General features: G+C 66.8%; 18 protein-coding genes. 12 read left to right on the top strand and 6 right to left on the bottom strand.

Annotation, left to right across the window (positions count from 1 at the left end; translation table 11 throughout):
• Nucleotides 1-88: 88 nt before the first annotated feature.
• The 4 genes from RZE79_RS17475 to RZE79_RS17460 all read left to right on the top strand — a co-directional run bounded on the left by RZE79_RS17475 (nt 89) and on the right by RZE79_RS17460 (nt 4,913).
• Nucleotides 89-1,018 (top strand): GNAT family N-acyltransferase, encoded by a 930-nt coding sequence (locus tag RZE79_RS17475; RefSeq protein ID WP_319355595.1) that lies wholly within the window; start codon nt 89-91, stop codon nt 1,016-1,018.
• A complete protein-coding gene (gene ppk1, locus RZE79_RS17470) occupies nt 1,015-3,342 on the top strand; it encodes a polyphosphate kinase 1 (RefSeq protein ID WP_373696485.1) in 2,328 nt (775 codons plus the stop codon). Before RZE79_RS17475 ends, ppk1 begins: the two co-directional genes overlap by 4 nt.
• A gap of 31 nt (nt 3,343-3,373) precedes the next feature.
• A complete protein-coding gene (locus RZE79_RS17465; RefSeq protein WP_194274138.1) occupies nt 3,374-3,835 on the top strand; it encodes a histidine phosphatase family protein in 462 nt (153 codons plus the stop codon).
• Nucleotides 3,836-4,061: 226 nt separating this feature from the next.
• A complete protein-coding gene (locus RZE79_RS17460; protein ID WP_319355593.1) occupies nt 4,062-4,913 on the top strand; it encodes a hypothetical protein in 852 nt (283 codons plus the stop codon).
• Nucleotides 4,914-4,919: 6 nt separating this feature from the next.
• On the opposite strand, the gene RZE79_RS17455 is transcribed toward RZE79_RS17460, so the two are convergent.
• Complete coding sequence (locus RZE79_RS17455) at nt 4,920-6,440, bottom strand: Ppx/GppA phosphatase family protein (RefSeq protein ID WP_319355592.1); 1,521 nt, start codon at nt 6,438-6,440, stop codon at nt 4,920-4,922.
• 251 nt (nt 6,441-6,691) lie between these two features.
• On the opposite strand from RZE79_RS17455, the gene pstS reads away from it, so the two are divergent.
• Genes pstS through phoR form a run of 7 tightly spaced genes read left to right on the top strand, consistent with a single transcriptional unit; the run spans nt 6,692 to nt 13,428 of the window.
• Complete coding sequence (pstS, locus tag RZE79_RS17450; RefSeq protein ID WP_319355591.1) at nt 6,692-7,726, top strand: phosphate ABC transporter substrate-binding protein PstS; 1,035 nt, start codon at nt 6,692-6,694, stop codon at nt 7,724-7,726.
• Nucleotides 7,727-7,764: 38 nt separating this feature from the next.
• Entirely contained in the window at nt 7,765-8,850 is a 1,086-nt protein-coding gene (gene pstC / locus RZE79_RS17445; RefSeq protein WP_153283953.1) for a phosphate ABC transporter permease subunit PstC, read from the top strand.
• A 55-nt stretch (nt 8,851-8,905) separates the two neighbouring features.
• Nucleotides 8,906-9,793 (top strand): phosphate ABC transporter permease PstA, encoded by an 888-nt coding sequence (gene pstA / locus RZE79_RS17440; RefSeq protein WP_153283954.1) that lies wholly within the window; start codon nt 8,906-8,908, stop codon nt 9,791-9,793.
• A gap of 17 nt (nt 9,794-9,810) precedes the next feature.
• Complete coding sequence (pstB, locus tag RZE79_RS17435) at nt 9,811-10,596, top strand: phosphate ABC transporter ATP-binding protein PstB (RefSeq protein ID WP_056580144.1); 786 nt, start codon at nt 9,811-9,813, stop codon at nt 10,594-10,596.
• A 24-nt stretch (nt 10,597-10,620) separates the two neighbouring features.
• Nucleotides 10,621-11,322: a phosphate signaling complex protein PhoU gene (gene phoU, locus RZE79_RS17430; protein WP_062473142.1), complete on the top strand. Its 702-nt coding sequence runs from the start codon at nt 10,621-10,623 to the stop codon at nt 11,320-11,322.
• 31 nt (nt 11,323-11,353) lie between these two features.
• Nucleotides 11,354-12,046 (top strand): phosphate regulon transcriptional regulator PhoB, encoded by a 693-nt coding sequence (phoB, locus tag RZE79_RS17425; RefSeq protein ID WP_007836652.1) that lies wholly within the window; start codon nt 11,354-11,356, stop codon nt 12,044-12,046.
• Between the two features lie 44 nt (nt 12,047-12,090).
• Complete coding sequence (phoR, locus tag RZE79_RS17420; protein WP_319355590.1) at nt 12,091-13,428, top strand: phosphate regulon sensor histidine kinase PhoR; 1,338 nt, start codon at nt 12,091-12,093, stop codon at nt 13,426-13,428.
• Between the two features lie 16 nt (nt 13,429-13,444).
• Here phoR and RZE79_RS17415 read toward each other — a convergent pair whose 3' ends face one another.
• The 3 genes from RZE79_RS17415 to RZE79_RS17405 form a co-directional block, all read right to left on the bottom strand.
• Nucleotides 13,445-14,800 carry an MATE family efflux transporter gene (locus RZE79_RS17415; protein WP_319355589.1) on the bottom strand — a complete coding sequence of 452 codons (1,356 nt, stop codon included), beginning with the start codon at nt 14,798-14,800 and terminating at the stop codon, nt 13,445-13,447.
• Nucleotides 14,801-14,803: 3 nt separating this feature from the next.
• On the bottom strand, nt 14,804-16,531 hold the full coding sequence (locus tag RZE79_RS17410; RefSeq protein WP_319355588.1) for a hypothetical protein: 1,728 nt from the start codon (nt 16,529-16,531) through the stop codon (nt 14,804-14,806).
• Between the two features lie 90 nt (nt 16,532-16,621).
• On the bottom strand, nt 16,622-16,882 hold the full coding sequence (locus tag RZE79_RS17405) for a type B 50S ribosomal protein L31 (protein WP_319355587.1): 261 nt from the start codon (nt 16,880-16,882) through the stop codon (nt 16,622-16,624).
• A gap of 200 nt (nt 16,883-17,082) precedes the next feature.
• Here RZE79_RS17405 and RZE79_RS17400 point away from each other — a divergent pair, with 200 nt between their 5' ends.
• Nucleotides 17,083-18,150: an oxidoreductase gene (locus RZE79_RS17400; protein ID WP_319355586.1), complete on the top strand. Its 1,068-nt coding sequence runs from the start codon at nt 17,083-17,085 to the stop codon at nt 18,148-18,150.
• A 53-nt stretch (nt 18,151-18,203) separates the two neighbouring features.
• On the opposite strand, the gene rho is transcribed toward RZE79_RS17400, so the two are convergent.
• Complete coding sequence (gene rho, locus RZE79_RS17395) at nt 18,204-19,469, bottom strand: transcription termination factor Rho (RefSeq protein WP_062473130.1); 1,266 nt, start codon at nt 19,467-19,469, stop codon at nt 18,204-18,206.
• Nucleotides 19,470-19,651: 182 nt separating this feature from the next.
• Nucleotides 19,652-19,984 (bottom strand): thioredoxin TrxA, encoded by a 333-nt coding sequence (gene trxA, locus RZE79_RS17390; protein WP_042578306.1) that lies wholly within the window; start codon nt 19,982-19,984, stop codon nt 19,652-19,654.
• Nucleotides 19,985-20,099 lie beyond the last annotated feature (115 nt).

Raw genomic sequence — 20,099 nt, 5'->3', positions numbered from 1 at the left:
GCTGTAACAACGTCATGTGGCTGCCACGCCGCTGACATGCCGCTTTCATTGCGCGTGTCCAGACTCGGTCAGCAGAAAGGGATTTCCCATGAAAGAACTGCCGAACCCGACGTTTCCGCTCTCGCAGCTCGGACTGCGCGCAGCCCTGTGGCCCGCACCCGCAGCCGGAACCCCCGCCGTTGTTGCCGCTGCCGCCGCCGCCGCCGCAACCGTCGCCGCACTGGCCACCCGCACATCGGTGCCCGAGGCGCCGCTGGCCGTCATCGTGCCGCCCGCCGCCGAGGCCAGCAAGCCGGGCATCACGGTGAGCTGGGGGCGTCATCTGGACGACGTGCGCGCCGCGCAACGCCTGCGTCACGACGTGTTCGTCGGCGAGATGGGCGCGCGCCTGAGCACGCCGCTGGCCGGCCACGACATCGACCTGTTCGACGACTTCTGCGAACACCTGCTGGTGCGCGACGAACTCACGGGCCAGGTCATCGGCACCTACCGCGTGCTGACCCCCGCCCAGGCCCGCCGCGTCGGCAGCACCTACAGCGACACCGAATTCGACCTGACCCGCCTGCGCGACCTGCGCGAGCGCATGGTCGAACTGGGCCGCAGCTGCGTACACGCCGAGCACCGCCAGGGCGGCGTGATCCTCGCGCTGTGGGGCGCGCTGGCCGGCTTCATGCACCGCAACAAGCTCGACACCATGATCGGCTGCGCGAGCATTCCGATGTCGCACAACGGCGTGACCAGCGGCGACGCGGCGGCCAGCATCTGGCGCCAGCTCTCGGCCAGCCACCTCGCGCCGATTCAATACCAGGTGCAGCCGCGCCTGCCGCTGCCGGTCGAACGGCTCGACAGCGCGCTCGACGTGGAACCGCCCGCGCTCATCAAGGGTTACCTGCGGCTGGGCGCCAAGGTGCTCGGCGCGCCGGCCTGGGACCCTGACTTCAACACCGCCGACCTGCCGATGCTCATGCGCATCGACGACCTGCCGGCGCGCTACCGCAAGCACTTCCTCGGCGCATGAAGCCGGCGGCCATCCGGCCCGACGCCGGGCCGCACGTTGCTTCGCTGCCGCCGAATGTGTCAGGTTCGCTCTCTGCGGGAGAGGGCGCGTCACGCGAATGTCATGGAACTGTCACGGACGACGTTGACACTGTCATATTTCAGCCGTCGTGTTCTCCCGTGCCGCTTGCTCCAGAATCAGTGCCCATGCCCTCCCTCTCCGCTGACCCTTTGCGCGTCGGTGAAGCGCCTCCGTTCGCATTGCTGGACCGCGACCACAGCATCCTCTCGTTCAACGAACGTGTGCTCGACTGGGCCCACCGGCCCGAAGTGCCGCTGATCGAACGGCTGCGCTATCTGTGCATCGTGTCGTCGAATCTCGACGAGTTCTTCGAGGTCCGTGCCGCGCCGCACCTGAGCGCGGGCAGCGCCGGCGACCGCAAGGGCACCTACACGGTCGAGTCGTTCGAGCGCCTGTCCGAAGCCGCCCATGCACTCGTGGCGCGCCAGTACGCGCTGTACAACGACGAGCTGATGCCGACCTTTGCCACGCATGGCATCCACATCGTGTCGCATGGCGAGCGCAATCCGGCCCAGCGCAAGTGGGTCGGCGAGTATTTCGAGCGCGAGGTGCGCCCGTTGCTGATTCCGGTGGGGCTCGATCCGGCGCACCCGTTTCCGCAGGTGGCGAACAAGTCGCTGAACTTCATCGTGCGCCTGGGCGGCAAGGACGCCTTCGGCCGCGAGAACCCGATCCAGATCGTCAAGCTGCCGCGCGTGCTGCCGCGCCTCATCAAGATGCCGGCCAAGGTGTCTGACGGCAAGACGCTGTTCGTGGCGCTGTCGAGCGTGGTGCGCGCGCACCTGTCGAGCATGTTCCCGGGCCGCGAGGTGGGCGACTTCTCGCAGTTCCGCGTGACGCGCCACTCCGACCTTGCGGTCGACGAGGAAGACGTCAAGAACCTGCGCACCGCCCTGCGCCAGGGCCTGCAGCATCGCCACTACGGCCAGGCCGTGCGGCTCGAGGTGTCGGCCAGCTGCGCCGAATCGCTCGCGAGCTTTTTGCTCGCGCAGTTCAACCTGCCGCCGCAGGCGCTGTACCGCGTGCACGGGCCGGTGAACCTGGCGCGGCTCACGCAGCTCATCGACCTGATCGGCGAGCCGCAGCTGCGCTTCCCGCCGTATGTGGCGTCGTTCCCCGTCACGCTGTCGCCCGCGCAGTCGTTTTTCGACCGGCTGCAGCGCGGCGACGTGCTGATCCACCAGCCCTTCGAAAGCTTCGACGGCGTGCTGGCTTTCCTGCGCGACGCGGTGCTCGACCCGCAGGTGCTGGCCATCAAGCAGACCATCTACCGCACCGGCCCCGACTCGGAACTCATGGACCTGCTGCGCGAAGCCGTGCGCCGCGGCAAGGAAGTGACGGTGGTGGTCGAGCTGAAGGCGCGCTTCGACGAAGAGGCCAATATCAACTGGGCCGAGATGCTCGAGTCGATCGGCGCGCAGGTGGTGTACGGCGTGGTGGGCCTGAAGACCCACGCCAAGATGCTCCTGGTCACGCGCCGCGAGGGCAAGCAGCTGCGCCGCTACGGCCACCTGTCGACCGGCAACTACAACCCGCGCACGGCGCGGCTGTACACCGACATCAGCCACCTCACAGCCGACCCGGCGCTCACGGCCGACATGGAGGCCGTGTTCGTCCACCTGGCCAGCCAGAGCCGCCTGCCCAAGCTCAACCGCATGTGGCTCGCGCCCTTCGACCTGCACAAGAACCTGGTCGCGCGCATCGATGCGCTGGGGCAGGCTGCTGCGAACGGCGAGCCGACGCGCATCGTCGCCAAGATGAACGCGCTGACCGACGAGGAAATCATCGGCGCGCTCATTCGCGCGGGGCAGAAGGGCGTGAAGATCGACCTCATCGTGCGCGGCGCCTGCACGCTGCCGGCGCAGGTGCCGGGGCTCACCGACAACGTGCGCGTGCGCTCGGTGATCGGGCGCTTCCTCGAGCATTCGCGGGTGTTCTATTTCCGCCATGGCGAGGACGAGTCGCTTTACCTGTCGAGCGCCGACTGGATGAACCGCAACATGATGCGGCGCATCGAGCTGGCCTGGCCCGTGACCGATCCCACCCTGCGCCAGCGCCTCATCGACGAGTGCCTGGTGGCTTACCTGCACGATGGCCGCGACGCCTGGGACCTGGGCGGCGACGGCGTCTACCGGCGTGTCGACCACGACACGCACCCCGGCGAGGCGGGTGCGTCCCCCGCGATCGAAGCGCATGGCGCCCAGGCCGCCTTGATGGGCCGCTATGCATCGCGAGGAAACCACCGTGATGCGTCCGCCAATTGAAATTGAAGAAGAAGTTCGAAAGACGATGAGCATGGACTTGATCTTCTGGCGTCACGCCGAAGCCGAGGACTGGACCGAAGGGTGTGACGACATGCAGCGCTCGCTCACGCCGCGCGGCGAAAAACAGGCCAAGCGCATGGCCTCCTGGCTCGACCGGCAGCTGCCCGACGGCACACGCATCGTGTGCAGCCCGGCGCGCCGCTGCGAGCAGACCGCGCTGGCACTGGGCCGCAAGTACAAGCTGCGTTCCGAGCTGTCGCCCGACACCACGCCCGACGAACTGCTGGCTGCCACCGGTTGGCCCAACGGCAAGTCGGTGGTGCTGGTGATTGGCCACCAGCCGTCGCTGGGGCAGGCGATCTCGTTGCTGCTCGGCCTGAAGCAGGACAGCTGCCCCGTGCGCAAGGGCTCGCTGTGGTGGATCCGCACCCGCGAGCGCGACGGCGATGTGCAGACCGTCGTCGTGACGGTGCAGGCGCCCGAGCTTCTCTAGCTGCTACAGCGGTCCTTCGCCGCCAACACCCCCGCCTGACGCTTCCGGGCGGGCGCTTTGTCACGGTCGCGGACCGAGGCGGCAGGGCGCTTGTCTCCCGGAAAAAGGGGCGAACCACTCATGCGCGCGTGCGGCGCAATTTCTACAGTGTGACTCCACGGCAACGTGCTTTTGCCCCGATGCGAGAAGAAGCGGTGCCGGTCGACCACCTCACTGGGGGACACGCATGAAACTGCTCCACACACTGCCAAGAAGCTTCAAGAACATGCCGCGTGAAGACGCGGACATGCGGTTGAAAACGCTGATTTCTCTGCTTGTTGCTGCAGCCCTGCTGTCGGGGTGCGCGGCGAACAGCGTCGCGCCTGCGCTGCAGACCCGCCACGATGCCACCCGGTCGATCGAGAAGGTCGAGGTCATCTACAACGCGCAGGACCAGCTGATCGTCACGGATGGCGGCGGGTCGGGGCTGACGGGCTTCGCAGGGTTTTTTGGGCCCATCGCTGCGCTGTTGGCAATCTCCGTCGATACCGGCAGCCGAATGACGATGGCCGCCCGGACCGACCAGCGCAGCAAGGAGTTCACGGCCGCAGTGAAGAACAGCGGAGCGACCATGGCGCTCAACAGGCAGTTCGCCGAGCGACTGGCGGCGCGCCTGCGGGAGAGTGGCCGCGAGGTGAAGCTGACGCCTTTCATGCGCGCGACCGGAGAGCATGCGCAGATGCAGGTGCAGGAACTCCCGCCTACGCCCGGCTACAGCACCTTGATCCTGCGGATCACGACGTCCTATGGCGCGGCCGATGCGACATCGAGCTTCAAGCCGTACGTCTGGGTGGAACAGCTGCTGAGGGACGAGAAGCAGTCCGTCGTGGGCCAGACCTTGCAGGTCGCCGACGTGAGCGAGCCGACCTACCTCCTGTACGACGGCCTGCTCAAGGACACCGCAGGCGCTCGCGAAGGGTTGAAGCGCGGGCTTGACCAGATCGTGCAGCCGGCCTATGTCGAGATGTTCGGGGAAGAGGTGCTGCACAAGGCCGGCGCAGCGGCCGTCACGCAGACGGCCGGCATCGACACGAAGTGAAACGGCTCAGGCGCCGCTGAGTTCCACGCGCCAGTTGCTGGTTTTCTGCCAGGCCAGCACTTCCTCGCGCAGCAGGTGTGCCGACTGCGGATAGGCGTCGGCCCAATCGGGCGCGCAGGCGATCGTGAAGGCCCTGGCACCGAGTGCCGCGAGGTTCAGCGCCTTCGGGTCGGGGTCGCGGCGCGCATGGCACAGGATCACGGCCAGCCGCAGCGCAAGCAGCTGCGTCACGAAAGTCTCGTCGTCCAGCGAGGCTTCGAGCTTGCGCAGCTTGCCGCGCTGGCCCAGCACCAGCTGGCCGAGCGCGTGCAGCTCGTTCACCGCAAAGCCCGGCGCGTCGGCGTTGTCGAGGATGTAGGCACCGTGCTTGTGATAGTCGCTGTGAGAGACCAGCGCGCCGATCTCGTGCAGTTGCGCGGCCCAGCCGAGCTTGCGCAGCGCGCGGCCGGCGCGGCTCGAGGTGCTGCCGCCACGCGCGGCGGGGGCGAGCTGCACGAACAGCGCGGCGGCGGTCTCGCTCACGCGCTTGGCCTGGGCCGGATCGACCGCGAAGCGGGTGGCGAGCCGGGTCACCGTGGCACTGCGCATGTCGGCCACGCTCTCGTCGCGCTCGAGCAACTCGTACAGCACGCCGTGGCGCAGGGCGCCCTGGGCGACCTTCATTTCCTGGATGTCGAGCAGATCGAACACCGCCCGCAGCACGCTCAGGCCGCCGCCGATCACGGCCTTGCGGTCTTCGCGCATGCCGTCGATGCGCAGCTTGTCGATGCTGCCGGCCTTGAGCAGGCGGTCGAGCAGCCAGTCGAGGCCGTCGCGCGTGACGAGGCCGGCCTCGCCGCCGGCCGCCGCGAGCACGTCGCCCACCGCGCCGATGGTGCCGGAGGCGCCATAGGCCACGTCCCACTGGTCGCGGGTGTAGCTGGAGAGTGCGTCGTCCAGCACGGCCTTGGCCGCCACTTCGGCGGCGCGGAAGGCGGGGGCGGTGAACTGGCCTTCGCCGAAATGCTTCATCGACCAGGCGACGCTGCCCACGCGGTACGACTCCATGCGCTCGGCCTCGAGCGCGTGGCCGATGATCATTTCGGTGGATCGCCCGCCGATGTCGATGACCAAGCGGCGTTCCTGGTCGGACGCGTCGGTGTGCGGCAGATGGTGCGCCACGCCCTGATAGATCAGGCGGGCTTCTTCGCGGCCCGGGATCACGTCGATGCCGAAGCCGAGGATGGTGCGCGCACGCAACAGAAATTCTTCGCGGTTGCGCGCTTCGCGCAAGGTTTGCGTGGCCACGGCGCGCACCTGCGAGCGCTTGAAGCCGGCCAGCCGCTCGCCGAAGCGGGCGAGGGCGTCCCAGCCGCGCTGCATGGCTTCGGTCGTGAGGTTGCGCGCGCTGTCCAGGCCATTGCCCTGGCGCACGGTTTCCTTGAGGTACTCGGTGCGGTGGATCTGTCCGTGGTCGACCTGGCCGATTTCCAGCCTGAAGCTGTTGGAGCCGAGATCGACTGCTGCGAGGCGGGTGCCGTTTTGCATTGTTCTAGTGAAGAGGGCGGTTCTCTGATCGTAGCGCCGTGACAGCAGGCGCCGCCTCCCCAAATCGCGTCACGGCAAGGGCTGGAGGTTAGGCGGGGCGAATGACGGTTATGTGACAGCGTCACACACAACCCGGCCGGCGCAGCGGCATTTTCCCTCGACAGGAGGGGTGTCACATCGATGTCACAAAAGCTTTTTAGAGTCCGTTCGAGCCCCAAAAGGGACTACTTCTTACTTCTCAAGGAAGCTTTATGAAAACGACGTTCAAATTTGCAACCGCCGGCCTCGTGACCGCGCTGTTCTCCCTTCCCGCCCTCGCCCAAGACGTGACCGGCGCCGGCGCCAGCTTCCCGGCACCGCTGTACGCCAAGTGGGCGTCCGATTTCAACAAGGCCACCGGCGTCAAGATCAACTACCAGTCGGTCGGTTCGGGCGCTGGTCTGAAGCAGATCGAAGCCAAGACCGTCGATTTCGGCGCCTCGGACGCTCCCCTGAAGGACGAAGAGCTGCAAGCCAAGGGCCTGATGCAGTTCCCCACCGTCATCGGCGGCGTGATCCCCGTGGTGAACATTCCCGGCATCAAGCCAGGCGAACTGAAGCTCAACGGCCAGGTGCTGGGCGACATCTACCTGGGCAAGATCACCAAGTGGAACGACCCCGCCATCAAGGCACTGAACGGTTCGCTGGCCCTGCCTGACGCCGCCATCGCCCCGGTTCGCCGCGCCGACGGTTCGGGCACCAGCTTCCTGTTCACCAACTACCTGAGCAAGGTCAACGCCGAGTGGAAGTCGAAGGTCGGCGAAGGCACGGCCGTGAACTGGCCCACCGGCGCGGGTGGCAAGGGCAACGAAGGCGTCGCCGCTTTCGTGAACCGCCTGCCCAACTCGATCGGCTACGTCGAGTACGCCTACGTCAAGCAGAACAAGATGACCTACGCGCAGCTGCAGAACGCCGCCGGCTCGTTCGTCTCGCCCGACGACACCGCCTTCAAGGCTGCCGCCGCCGGTGCCGACTGGAACAAGAGCTTCTACCAGGTGCTGACCAACCAGGCTGGCAAGGATTCGTGGCCCATCACCGGCGCCACCTTCATCCTGATGCACAAGGTGCAGGACAAGCCCGCCAGCGCCACCACCGTGCTGAAGTTCTTCGACTGGGCCTACAAGGGCGGCGACAAGACGGCCGACGACCTCGACTACGTGCCGATGCCCGACGCCGTGAAGGCCACCATCGCCAAGGCATGGGGTGAAGTGAAGGACGCATCGGGCAAGCCGGTCGCGTTCAAGTAAGAAGCAACCCTTCATCCACCCTCCAGGACGGCGCGCCCATGAGCAACTCTTCGCTCCAGGACGCGCCGCTTTCGTCTTTGCCGGAGCGACCCGTGTCATCCACCTTTCCTGCTGCTGCCGCCTCCCTCGACCTTGCGGCCGAGCGCGCGCGCACCTCTGCCGCTCCTCCTCCGCCCGTGAAGGCGCCCCGTTCCGGCCCCATGGCCGACCGCATCTTCGGCTGGGCCGCCAAGGGCGCCGCGCTGCTGACGCTCGCGATGCTCATCGGCATCCTGCTGTCGCTGGTCGTCGGCGCCTGGCCCGCCATTGCGAAGTACGGCCTCGGCTTCCTCACGAGCAGCGTGTGGGACCCGGTGAAGGACGAGTACGGCGGCCTCGTGATGATCTACGGCACGCTGGCCACCTCGTTCATCGCACTGGTGATCGCCGTGCCGGTGAGCTTCGGCATCGCGCTGTTCCTGACCGAACTCTCGCCCAACTGGCTCAAGCGCCCGCTGGGCACCGCCATTGAACTGCTGGCTGCCGTGCCGTCCATCGTGTACGGCATGTGGGGCCTGCTGGTCTTCGGCCCCATTCTTTCGACCTGGGTGCAGCAGCCGCTGCAGAAGCTGCTGGCCGGCGTGCCGTACCTCGGCGCCCTGGTGTCGGGCCCGCCCGTGGGCATCGGCATTCTGTCTGCCGGCATCATCCTGGCGATCATGATCATTCCGTTCATCGCCTCGGTGATGCGCGACGTGTTCGAAGTGACGCCCGCGCTGCTCAAGGAGTCGGCCTACGGCCTGGGCTCCACCACCTGGGAAGTTGTCTCGAAGGTCGTGCTGCCCTACACCAAGGCCGGCGTGATCGGCGGCATTATGCTCGGCCTCGGCCGCGCACTGGGCGAGACCATGGCCGTCACGTTCGTGATCGGCAACATGAACCAGCTCAACTCCCTGTCGGTGTTCGAGGCTGCCAACAGCATCACCTCGGCACTGGCCAATGAATTCGCCGAAGCCGGCGCGGGCCTGCACCAGGCCGCGCTGATGTACCTCGGCCTCGTGCTGTTCTTCATCACCTTCGTCGTGCTGTCGCTGTCGAAGATGCTGCTGGCGCAGATGAAGAAGAGCGAAGGAACCAAGACATGAGCTGCCGGGCCGTTCCCAAAGCGAATACCGTCGCGCGTAGCGCAGAGGTTATTTAATGAGCACCACTGCGCAAAACCTGATCAACGCCAAGACCTTGGCCGAGACGCGCCAGGCGAGGTTCGCCGCGCGCAACCGCGTCAACAAGATCGCACTCACGCTGTCGCTCGCCGCGATGGCGTTCGGCGTGTTCTGGCTGGTGTGGATCCTCTGGGAAACGCTGCGCCAGGGCATCGGCGGCCTGGCGCTCGCCACGTTCACCGAAATGACGCCGCCGCCGAACGAGGCGGGCGGCATCGCCAACGCCATCTTCGGCTCGTTCGTGATGGTGATGCTGGCGACCTTCGTGGGCACGCCCATCGGCATCATGGCCGGCATCTACCTGGCCGAATACAACCCCAAGGGCCTGCTGGCTTCGGTCACGCGCTTCGTCAACGACATCCTGCTGTCGGCGCCGTCGATCGTGATCGGCCTGTTCGTCTACGCGGTGGTGGTGGCCTACTTCAAGACCTTCTCGGGCCTGGCCGGCGCACTGTCGCTGGCGCTCATCGTGATTCCGGTGGTGATCCGCACCACCGAGAACATGCTGCAGCTGGTGCCGCCGGGCCTGCGTGAAGCGGCCTACGCGCTGGGCACGCCGAAGTGGAAGGTCATTCTGAGCATCACGCTGCGTGCCGCGCGCGCCGGTGTGGTCACGGGCATCCTGCTGGCCGTGGCGCGCATCGCGGGCGAGACCGCGCCGCTGCTCTTCACCGCGCTGAACAACCAGTTCTGGACCGCCGACGTGAGCCAGCCCATGGCCAGCCTGCCGGTCACGATCTTCAAGTTCGCCATGAGCCCGTACGAGAACTGGCAACAACTGGCCTGGGCCGGCGTGTTCCTGATCACCGTCGCCGTGCTTGCCCTCAACATCCTGGCGCGCGTGCTGACGCGCAACAAACACTAAATCAAGAAGGCGCCCATATGCCAAACACCGTCGCACAACAACAACCGTCGCGCTCGAAGATCTCGGTCAAGGACCTGAACTTCTACTACGGCAAGTTCCACGCACTCAAGGGCATCAACCTCGAGATTCCCGAGAACAAGGTCACGGCCTTCATCGGCCCGTCGGGCTGCGGCAAGTCGACCCTGCTGCGCACCTTCAACCGCATGTTCGAGCTGTACCCCGAGCAGCGCGCCGAAGGCACCATTGCCCTGGACGGCGAGAACCTGCTCACGTCCAAGCAGGACGTGGCGCTGATCCGCGCCAAGGTCGGCATGGTGTTCCAGAAGCCCACGCCGTTCCCGATGTCGATCTACGACAACATCGCCTTCGGCGTGAAGCTGTTCGAGAACCTCTCGGCCAGCGAGATGGACGACCGCGTCGAATGGGCCCTGAAGAAGGCGGCCCTGTGGACCGAAGTGCGCGACAAGCTGCAGCAAAGCGGCTCGGGCCTGTCGGGCGGCCAGCAGCAGCGCCTGTGCATTGCACGCGGCATCGCGATCAAGCCTGAAGTGCTGCTGCTCGACGAACCCTGTTCCGCCCTGGACCCGATTTCGACCGCGAAGATCGAAGAGTTGATTGCCGAGCTGAAAAACGAGTACACCGTGGTCATCGTGACCCACAACATGCAGCAAGCTGCCCGCTGCAGCGACTACACCGCCTACATGTACCTCGGCGACCTGATCGAGTTCGGTGCCACCGAACAGATGTTCTTCAAGCCGCAGCGCAAGGAGACCGAGGACTACATCACCGGCCGCTTCGGTTGAGTTGAAGTCAAAGGAAACAACACCATGACCGAGAAACACCTTTCCAGCCAGTTCGACAGCGAACTCAACGGCGTCTCGTCGCGCGTGATGGAGCTCGGCGGCATGGTCGAGTCGCAGATCCACCAGGCCGTGTACGCCCTGCTGCAGTTCGACGCCGAAGCCGCCGACCGCGTGATGGAGACCGAGCACCGCGTCAACGCGATGGAGATCGAGATCGACCGCGAGCTGTCGTCGATCATTGCGCGTCGCCAGCCCACGGCACGCGACCTGCGCCTGCTCATCGCCATCAGCAAGACCACCGCCAACCTGGAGCGCGTGGGCGACGAGGCCAACAAGATCGCGCGCATGGTCAAGTCGATCATCGAAAGCGGATCGGCCCGCCAGCTGCCCACCACCGAGCTGCGCATTGCCGCCGACCTGGCCTCGAACCTGCTGCGCACTGCCCTGGACGCCTTCGCGCGCCTGGACACGGCCGCCGCGCTGTCGATCCTGAAAGACGACGACCTCATCGACAAGGAGTTCGACGGCTTCGTGCGCAAGCTGGTCACCTACATGATGGAAGACCCGCGCACCATCTCCGCCAGCCTGGACCTGCTGTTCCTGGCCAAGGCCATCGAACGCATCGGCGACCACGCCAAGAACATCGCCGAGTTCATCATCTACATCGTCAAGGGCGCCGATGTGCGGCACACTTCGATGGAGGAAATCGAGTCGGCATTGCAGTGACGACCGTCGCCGCAAAGACTCCCAAGAACGCATGAAGAAACCAAGAGTCCTGATCGTCGAAGACGAATCCTCGATCGCCGAGCTGATCGCCGTCAACCTGCGCCACAACGGCTTCGAGCCGATCTGGTCCGAAGACGGCGCCGCCGCCCAGCGCGAAATCGACGCCTTCCTGCCGGACCTGATCCTGCTCGACTGGATGCTGCCGGGCCAGAGCGGCCTGCAGCTCGCGCGCCAGTGGCGCAAAGACCCGCGCACCAAGGCCATCCCGATCCTGATGCTGACGGCGCGTGGCGACGAGCCCGACAAGGTCGCCGGCCTTGATGCCGGTGCCGACGACTACATCACCAAGCCGTTCTCCACCCAGGAAATGCTGGCGCGCATCCGCGCCGTGCTGCGCCGCCGCGCGCCCGAGGTGGTGACCGAGCGCGTCGAGATCGGCGAGCTTGCCCTCGACACCTCCACCCACCGCGTCACGTGGCAGGGCGGGGCGCTGAAGGTCGGCCCGACCGAGTTCAAGCTGCTGGCCTACCTGATGCAGCACGCTGAGCGCGTGCACAGCCGCGCACAGCTGCTCGACAAGGTGTGGGGCGACCACGTCTACATCGAGGAACGCACGGTCGACGTGCACGTCAAGCGCCTGCGCGAGTCGCTGGGTGCGGCCGCGCCCATGGTGGAAACCGTGCGCGGCGCGGGTTACCGGCTGACGGCCCAAGTCACGGTGTGAGCAGCGCCGTGAGCCTCGGCGGCGGGCGCGGATAATCGCCCGCCATGCCTTTTCGTATTGCTACTTTTTTTATAGCGTCCCTCGCAGTCGCGGCGGGCGCTGTCGGCCTTTTCGGCTGGAAGTACGGCTGGCTGGGCGCCTGGTTGGGCGCGGTGCTCTGGCTGGGCTTCGATGCCTGGCGCGCCGAACGCCTGCTGCGCGTGCTGCGCAACGACGCGGCCGGGCTGCCGTCGCGCGGACCGGGCGTGTGGGGCGAGCTGTCGGAGCGCATCCGCAAGCTGCTGCGCGAGCGTGAACAACAGACCCGGCAGGCCGAAGACCGGCTGCAGGAGTTCCTGGCCGCGATCCAGGCTTCGCCCAACGGCGTGGTGCTGCTCGACGAGCAGGGCCGCATCGAATGGTGCAACCAGACGGCGGCGGGGCAGTTCGGCATCGATGCCGAGCGCGACCTGCTGCAGCACCTGGCGAATCTCGTGCGCGATCCGGCGTTCGTGGCCTACCTGGCCTCGTGGAACTACAGCCGCGATGTGGTCATCGATGCGCCCGGCCTCGTGCATGCGCAGCATCGCGGCCATCCGGTGCGGCTGTCGGTGCAGGTGCATCCGTACGCCGGCAACCGGCGCATGCTGCTCACGCGCGACATCACGGCGCTGGAGCAGGCCGAGGCCATGCGGCGCGACTTCGTGGCCAACGTGTCGCACGAGATCCGCACGCCGCTCACGGTGCTGGCGGGTTTCGTCGAGACGCTGCAGAACCTGCCGCTCGATGCCGACGAGCGCACGCGTTATTTGTCGCTCATGGGGCAGCAGTCGCACCGCATGGAAACGCTGGTGAACGACCTGCTGACGCTGTCGCGGCTCGAAGGCAGTGCGGCGCCGTCGGGCAACCAGTGGGTGCGCATGCGCGCGCTGCTGGCGCAGTGCGAAGACGAAGGGCGCGGGCTGTCAGGGCGGCTCACGCCGCAAGGGCACAAGCTCACGTTCACGTCGGAGGCCGAATCCGAACTGTCTGGCGCGCCGACCGAACTGCAGAGCGCGATGTCGAACCTCGTGACCAACGCCATCCGCTACACGCCCGGCGGCGGCGAGGTGGCCGTGACGTGGCGGGTGCTGCCCGATGGGCGCGGTGAATACGCCGTGCGCGACACGGGTCCGGGCATTGCCGCCGAGCACATTCCGCGGCTCACCGAGCGCTTCTATCGCATCGACCGCAGCCGCTCGCGCGAGACCGGCGGAACCGGGCTCGGGTTGGCCATCGTGAAGCACATCGCGCAGCGCCACGGGGCGGAGTTGCGCATCGAGAGCACGGTCGGCAAGGGCAGCCGCTTTGCGCTGCTGTTCCCGGCGACGCGCGTGCGCGAAGCACGCGTGATGGTCAAGTGAGCAGGCGGCGCGGGCTTCAGCGGGCCCGCGCCTTCATCGTCCAGCGCAGCAGCGCGACGAACAGCAATGCGGTGAGCGCCAGCGCTGCGGCGCTCATGAGCCAGAAAGCCAGCGGCGACTGCATGGCGGGCCACGGCCCCAGGCCGCGGTAGGCCAGCAGGTAGCTGCCGCCCAGGCCCATGCCCCAGAGCATCGCGCAGTAGATGACCAGCGGCGCCAGCGTCACGCGGTAGCAGCGCAGCACGAAGACGCACAGCGTCTGGAACGCATCGGCGATGTGATACAGCGCCACCGTGACCAGCAGCGCCGAGGCCATCGCGATCACGGCCGGGTTGTCGGAATACACGTTGGCGAGCTGCGTGCGGAACGCGGCCATGGCGCCGGCATAGAGCAGCGCGAACAGCGCCGTGAGTTCGAAGCCCAGGCGGCAGGCATGGCGCGCCTTGGCGGTGTCGCCGGCCCCGAGCCAGAAGCTCACGCGCGCACTGGTCGCGATGGCGAGCGACAGCGGCGTCATGTAGGCCACGGCCAGCAGGTTCGAGGCGATCTGGTGCGCAGCCGCCGCGGCGGTGCCCAGGCGCGCGATGAAGAGCGCCATCAGCGTGAACGACGTCACTTCGACCAGCACCGCGAGGCCGCCGGGCACACCCAGCCGCGCGAACAGGCGGATCTGGCGCCAGTCGGGCGCCTCGAGGCGCTCCCACAGCTGGTAGCCGCGGTAGAACGCGCCGTGGCGCAGCAGCCAGACCGCGCAGCCCAGCATGGCCCAGTTCACGCACAGCGTGGCCCAGGCGCAGCCCACCAGCCCCATCGCCGGCAGGCCGGCACCCCCGAAGGTGAACCAGACCGACAGCGGCAGCTTCACGAGCAGCGAGGCGAGCTGCAGCCAGGTCACGAGCTTGGGTTTGCCCAGGCTCTGGTTCAGCGTGCTGAAGAGGCGAAAGAGCAGGGCGGGCGCCAGCGCAAAGGCCAGCACCGCGAGGTAGGCCTCGACCTCGCCGCGCATGTCGGCGGGCACCTGGGTCCAGCGCAGCGCCGCGCCGGGCAGCAGCAGCACGGTCATGCCGACCACGACGGCGATGGCTGCGAGGTAGAGCGACTGGCGCACCGAGCGGCCGATTTCGCCGCCCCGGTTGGCGCCGTGCAGTTCGGCCCACACCGGCAGCAGCGCCTGCAGCACGCCCATCAGCGAGACATACACGCTGACGAAGATCGCGGCGCCCACCGAGAGTGCAGCCAGCGCGCCTTCGGAGTAGCGGCCCGCGATGATGGTGTCGGCCACGCCGAAGGCCATCACGGCCAGCTGGCCGATCAGCACCGTGCCGGCGTGCCGTGCGATGAGTCCGCGTTCGCTCCCGTTCGTGCTGCTCACGGGTCAGCGCACGATCTTCTCGTAGAGCAGCAGGTCGTCCGCGGGGCTGCTGGGGCGGCGCAGGGTGCCGCTGAAGCGCCATTGGTCCATCGGGATGATGGTGTGCAGCCGCTCGATGGTGTCGGGGCTCACGAGCAGCCACGGGCAGTCGTTGCCCAGCAGCATCGGCTGCAGGTTCAGGTTGCCGTGGTGGCGCAGCGCCGCGATGTGCGGCCGGCTCAGCGCCAGTTCGGCGACGCAGCGCGGGTGGCCGATGCGCTCGGTCACGGCGCGCACCTGCGGGATGTAGCTGCGCGCGTAGTCGATGGGCGGCAGCCAGAGCGTCATCAGCAGCATCCAGCACAGGGCGGTGCCGCCGGCCGGCAGCACCAGCGTCTTCCAGAGCGCGGCGCGATGGCGACCGGTGCGCCAGCGCACCAGCCAGCACCAGGCCAGCGTGGCGGCCAGCGCGAGCACGAAGGCGACCGGCGAGAACGCGGCCTCGAAGCCCGGCACCAGCCGCGCGACGCTCGCGGCCGGCTTGCGCGGCGCGCCGGTCAACATGGCGATCCAGTACATCCAGCCGAGCACGGCCAGGCCGCTGAAGAACAGCACGTTGAACCAGTCGATCAGCGCCGCCGCACTGCGACGGAAGGTCGGCAGCGCAAAGGCCGCCAGCGTGGCGAAGGCGGGCAGGGCCAGCAGCAGGGAGCGGTCGGAGAAATCGGTGGTCCAGGTGGCGGCCAGCGGCACCAGCGCAAACCACAGTGGCAGCGCCACGTGGCGCTCGAGCCATTGGCGGCGCCAGCGCCAGAGCGTCCAGAGCGCGAGCGGCCAGACCGGCCAGGTGAACCACAGCAGCAGCTTGGCCTGGCTGCGCACGTCGGACAGCAGCGAGTTGCCCAGCGTGATCTTCCATTGCGCCAGGCCCAGGCCGAAGACCAGCGCGGCGGCCAGCACGGTGATGCCGACCATCGTCAGCAGGGCGGGCAGCGTGAAGCCGGGGCTCTCGTCGTCGCTGCGGCCTTCTGCAACACGGTTGGCGCGCTGGTGGCGTTCGTAAGCCATGTACACGGCGCTGCCGATCGCCAGCGCGAGGCCGACCGTCGGCCCGCCGCTCAGCGTCATGCCGAGCGTGCCGACCACGAGCGCGATCACCGGGCCGACGCGGCGGTAGGGCAGTGCGGCCACGCCGTAGAACAGGTGCGAGGCGAAGTACAGCTGCGCCAGCGCGGGCGTGGTTTCATGCCCGAGTTGGGCCAGGCCCAGCGAAGCGATCAGCGCCAGCAGGCCGCCGTCGGCGATGGCGCGGGCGTAATCGGTGGGACGTGCCTCGCCGCCGAAGGCAAAGGCCACGGGCTGGGCGCGCGGCGTGCGGGCCAGGTAGTAGACGGCGTACCAGGTCGCGGTGAAGGTGCCCCACAGCATCAGCGCGAACACGAAGCGCACGGCCAGGTCGGGGTTGACCCACGACGGGGCGAGCTGGATCGCCCAGGCGCCGATCCAGTAGGGGATCAGCGCGGGGGTCTCGGGGCGCATGCCCAGCAGCAGCGGGTCGAACCAGCGGGCGAGGCCCTCGGTGCTGCGGGCCAGCTCGGCCATGTAGCCGAAGGCCGTGATGTCGGCGCTCTTCCAGGGGCCCCGGCCGAGCAGGCCCGGCAGCAGGTAGGCCGCGCACAGCAGCAGCAACGCGACGCGCGGCAGCCGGCGTACGGCATTCTGGGCAACGATCGCGGGGGTCGGCTGGTTCAAGGGGCAGGTGGAAGAGGCGGACGGGTGATTGGAAAGAAAAAGGGCAGCGCGGTAAACCGGGCTGCCCTCGACGCCAGAGCGCGTGCCTGATTACTTGGCAGCGGTCTTGCCGAAACGGTTGCGGAACTTCTCGACGCGACCGCCCATGTTGTCCACCGACTTTTGGGTGCCGGTGTAGAAGGGGTGCGATTCGCTGGTGGTGTCGAGCTTGTACAGGGGCAGCTCGCGACCGTCGTCGGTCTTGCCCATTTCCTTGGTGCTAGCGCACGAACGGGTCACGAACTTGAAGCCGTTCGACATGTCGACGAACAGAACTTCGCGGTAATTCGGGTGGATGCCTTCTTTTGCCATGGTGTTTCCTTTTGCGCTGTTGGAATCAATGCGCGGTCGATGCGAGAGCCACCAGCGTGCCAGCAATCTGGCGCGCCGCCCTGAGGCCTTTGACGTGAAGTGTGAGGGCCAAGGAAGCCGGGCGACGTGCCCAGCCGCACTTTTCGCGGAGCCCATGATTATCGCATACTGCCCCAATTGCGAGCAAACCGGGCCCACCCATGATTTCCACACCCCTTCGCGCCGGTCTTGTCGGCTACGGTTTTGCCGGCCAGACCTTTCATGCGCCCGTGCTTTCGGCCGTTCCGGGGCTCGAACTGGCGGCCGTGGCGAGTTCGCAGCCGCACAAGGTGCACGCCGACTGGCCGGACGTGGCCGTGGTGCCCGACGTGGCGGCGCTGGTCGCCCGGGCGGACATCGACCTCGTGGTGGTGGCAACGCCCAACGCCCAGCACCATCCGGTTGCCAAGGCGGCCCTGGAGGCGGGCAAGCACGTGGTGGTCGACAAGCCGTTCACGCTCGATGTGGCCGAGGCGCGGGAGCTTGAGCTGTTGTCGAGGCGCAACAATCGCGTGCTCTCGGTCTACCAGAACCGGCGCTTCGACGCCGACTTCCTGACGCTCCAGCAGGTTCTGGCGTCCGGCGACCTGGGTCGCCCGGTGTACCTGGAATCGCATTTCGACCGCTTCAGGCCCCAGGTGCGCGAGCGCTGGCGGGAACAGCCCGTGCCGGGTTCGGGCTTGTGGGTGGACCTGGGCGCGCATCTGGTCGATCAGGCCGTGCAGCTCTTCGGCCGGCCCGACACGCTGCAGCTCGACACCGCTGCCTTGCGCGATGGCGCGCTGGTCGAAGACTATTTCCACGCCGTGCTGCGCTACGAGCGGGGCCCCCATGCGCCGCTGCGCGTGGTGCTGCACGCCACGACGCTCGCCGCCCATGCGGCGCCGCGCTACATCGTGCACGGCACGCGCGGCAGCTACGTCAAGCACGGCGTCGATCCGCAGGAAGACGCGCTGCGCGCCGGCCAACGACCGCCGGCCGAAGGGTGGGGCGCCGATCCGATCGATGGCGAACTCACTTTGATCGGCAGCGATGGCGCGCCGCACTTTCACGCAGTGCCGACGCAGTCTGGAAACTACGTCGACTACTACGCGGCGGTTCGCGATGCGATCCTCGGCAAGGGGCCGAATCCCGTGCCGCCCGAGCAGGCTGTCGCATTGATGGAATTGCTCGACATCGGCCGCCAGAGCGCCACCGAAGGCCGCGCCATCCGTATCGAACGCCCATGAAAAAAGCGCGTTGACCCGTGGGGCCAACGCGCTTTTGCGGGAGAGCCTGAAGCTCAGCCGCCGCGACGCATCATGTCGAAGAACTCGACATTGGTCTTGGTCGCCTTCATGTTCTTGAGCATCAGCTCCATCGACTCGATCTCGTCCATGTTGTACATGAGCTGACGCAGGATGCGGGTCTTTTGAAGGATCTCGGGCGCCAGCAGCAACTCTTCGCGGCGCGTGCCGCTGCGGTTGAGCTGGATCGACGGGAACACGCGCTTTTCGTACAGGCGGCGGTCCAAGTGGATTTCGGAGTTGCCGGTGCCCTTGAACTCTTCGAAGATCACTTCGTCCATGCGGCTGCCGGTGTCGATCAGCGCGGTGCCGATGATGGTCAGCGAGCCGCCTTCTTCCACATTGCGCGCAGCGCCCAGGAAGCGCTTGGGACGCTGCAGCGCGTTGGAGTCGACACCGCCGGTCAGCACCTTGCCCGACGAGGGTACGACGTTGTTGTAGGCGCGGGCCAGACGGGTGATGGAGTCCAGCAGGATCACCACGTCCTTCTTGAGCTCGACCAGGCGCTTGGCGCGCTCGATCACCATTTCGGCGACGTGCACGTGGCGCGCTGCGGGCTCGTCGAAGGTCGAAGCAATGACTTCGCCCTTCACCGTGCGCTGCATTTCGGTCACTTCTTCAGGGCGCTCGTCCACGAGCAGCACCATCATGTGCACGTCGGGGTAGTTGGCGCTGATCGCGTGGGCGATGTGCTGCATCATCACCGTCTTGCCGCTCTTGGGCGGTGCCACGAGCAGGGCGCGCTGGCCTTTGCCGATGGGGGCGATGATGTCGATGATGCGGCCGGTGAGGTTCTCTTCGCCCTTGACGCCTTCGCGCTCCAGCTTCATCTGTTCCTTGGGGAACAGCGGCGTCAGGTTCTCGAACATCACCTTGTGCTTGTTGGCTTCGGGTGCGCCGTCGTTGACCTTGTCGAGCTTGGTCAGTGCAAAGTAGCGCTCGCCGTCCTTGGGCGTGCGCACTTCACCTTCGATCATGTCGCCGGTGTGCAGGTTGAAGCGCCGCACCTGGCTGGGCGAGATGTAGATGTCGTCGGTGCTGGCCGTGAAGCTGGTGTCGGGACTGCGCAGGAAGCCGAAGCCGTCGGGCAGGATTTCGAGCACGCCGTCGGCGAAGACCTGTTCGCCGGCCTTGGCGCGCTTCTTGATGATCGCGAACATCAGCTCCTGCTTGCGCATGCGGCCGATGTTTTCGATTTCAAGCGCCTCAGCCTGCTTGAAGACTTCAGACACGTGGAGTGCCTTGAGTTCGTTTAAGTGCATGGAACGACCCCTGGAGGGGTAATCGAAACGGGAACGGGGGGAGGTTTGATGTGGGGCAAGAACTGCCTCACGAACCGGGGAACTCGAACCGGTTGCCTGATGAAAGGCCCGGTGAACTGAGGGCGATTATGACAGGAAAATCGCCCCGGCCAACGCATTGCGCGCTGGCCGGAAGAAATGCCTCAGGCGAGTTGCTGGTCGATGAAGGCCGTGAGTTGCGCCTTGCTCATGGCGCCGACCTTGGTGGCGGCCAGCTGGCCGTCCTTGAACAGCATCAGCGTGGGGATGCCGCGGATGCCGAACTTGGCGGGGATGTCGCGGTTTTCGTCGACGTTGAGCTTGGCGATCTGCAGCTTGCCTTCGTACGTGGCCGAGACCTCGTCCAGGATGGGGGCGATCATCTTGCAGGGACCGCACCATTCGGCCCAGTAGTCGACCAGAACCGGCTGGCTGGACTTGAGCACGTCGGCCTCGAAGGAAGAATCGGAGATGTGTTTGATCAGTTCGCTGGCCATGTGATGTGTCCTTGTGCGCAGAGAGAGTTTCGGTGCAGCTAAAGTGCTGGTCATTGTGACAGAAACCAAGGGGTGACGTGCCATGCGGCCCGGCTATGGCGGCGATAGCCAAAGC

The sequence above is a fragment of the Variovorax sp. EBFNA2 genome (genome assembly GCF_033802765.1).
Lineage (GTDB): Bacteria > Pseudomonadota > Gammaproteobacteria > Burkholderiales > Burkholderiaceae_C > Variovorax > Variovorax paradoxus_H.
Note: the sequence above shows the minus strand (reverse complement) of the source record. Positions and strands in the feature narration are given on the sequence as shown.